2 protein-coding genes are annotated in these 1,577 nt (G+C 72.9%); both read left to right on the forward strand.

Annotation, left to right across the window (positions count from 1 at the left end):
• Positions 1–117: 117 nt before the first annotated feature.
• On the forward strand, positions 118–1,413 hold the full coding sequence (locus O3Q52_RS52910) for an adenosylmethionine--8-amino-7-oxononanoate transaminase (protein WP_269655522.1): 1,296 nt from the start codon (positions 118–120) through the stop codon (positions 1,411–1,413).
• 1 nt (position 1,414) lies between these two features.
• Positions 1,415–1,577: AAA family ATPase (locus tag O3Q52_RS52915; RefSeq protein ID WP_269655523.1), on the forward strand; the 163-nt coding region annotated here is incomplete at its 3' end.

Below are 1,577 nucleotides of genomic sequence, written 5' to 3' on the forward strand. Positions count from 1 at the left end.
ATCTCGACGGGCAGGCCCCCGCGGCGGCGCGGGTCCCGGAGACGGCCCGGGCCTCCGAGGCGCGTACGGACCTGGTCGCGGTGCGCCGCCGTGGTGCCGGAACGGACCTCGCGCCCAATGCCTGACCCGCACGTGTCCGACCTCTCCGTGCCCGAGCTGCTGGAGCTCGACCGGCGACACGTCTGGCACCCGTACGGGCCGATGCCCGGCCGGCAGGAACCGCTCGTCGTGGAGTCGGCGAGCGGGGTGCGGCTGCGGCTGGCCGGCACGGGCGACGAGCTGATCGACGGCATGTCGTCCTGGTGGTCGGCGATCCACGGCTACAACCACCCCGCGCTCAACGAGGCGGCCCGCGACCAGCTCGGCCGGATGAGCCACGTGATGTTCGGCGGGCTCACCCACGAGCCCGCGGTACGACTGGCGAAGCATCTTGTCGACATGTCACCTGAAGGCCTTGAGCACGTCTTCCTGGCCGATTCCGGCTCGGTGTCGGTCGAGGTCGCGGTCAAGATGTGCCTCCAGCACTGGCGTTCCCTCGGGCGCCCGGGCAAGCAGCGCCTGCTGACCTGGCGCGGCGGGTACCACGGCGACACCTGGCAGCCCATGTCCGTGTGCGACCCGGAGGGCGGGATGCACGAGCTGTGGCAGGGCGTGCTCCAGCGCCAGGTGTTCGCGGACCCGCCGCCGGTCGCGTACGAGGAGTCGTACGCGGAGCATCTGCGCGAGCTGATCGAGCGGCACGCGGACGAGCTGGCCGCGGTGATCGTGGAACCGGTGGTGCAGGGCGCGGGCGGGATGCGGTTCCACTCCCCCGTGTATCTGCGGGTGCTGCGCGAGGCGTGCGACGCGCACGACGTGCTGCTCGTGTTCGACGAGATCGCGACGGGCTTCGGCCGTACGGGCGCCATGTTCGCGGCCGGGCACGCGGCGGTGACGCCGGACGTGATGTGTGTGGGCAAGGCGCTGACCGGCGGCTATCTGACGATGGCGGCCACGCTCTGCACCGCGCGGGTCGCCGACGGGATCTCGCGGGGCGAGGTGCCGGTCCTCGCCCACGGCCCGACCTTCATGGGCAACCCGCTCGCCGCCGCCGTGGCCTGCGCCTCGATCGACCTGCTTCTCGGCCAGGACTGGCAGACCGAGGTCAAGCGCATCGAGACCGGACTGCGGGAGGGGCTGGCTCCGGCGGCGGAGCTGCCCGGTGTCCGGGACGTACGCGTGCTCGGTGCCATCGGGGTCGTGCAGCTCGACCACGAGATCGACATGGCGGCAGCGACCAGGGCCGCGGTCCGCGAGGGTGTGTGGCTGCGCCCGTTCCGGGACCTCGTGTACACGATGCCGCCGTACGTCACCGGGGACGCGGATCTGGCACGGATCACGGCCGCGGTGTGCGCGGCCGCTCAGGAGGGCTGACATGTCTTCGGTACTGGTGATCACGGGGACGGGCACGGAGGTCGGCAAGACCGTGACGACCGCGGCCGTCGCCGCGGCGGCCCTCGCGGCCGGGCGGTCCGTGGCCGTGCTCAAGCCCGCGCAGACCGGTGTCCTGCCGGGCGAGCGCGGGGACGCCGACGAGG

The sequence above is a fragment of the Streptomyces sp. ActVer genome (assembly GCF_027270795.1).
GTDB lineage: Bacteria > Actinomycetota > Actinomycetes > Streptomycetales > Streptomycetaceae > Streptomyces > Streptomyces umbrinus_A.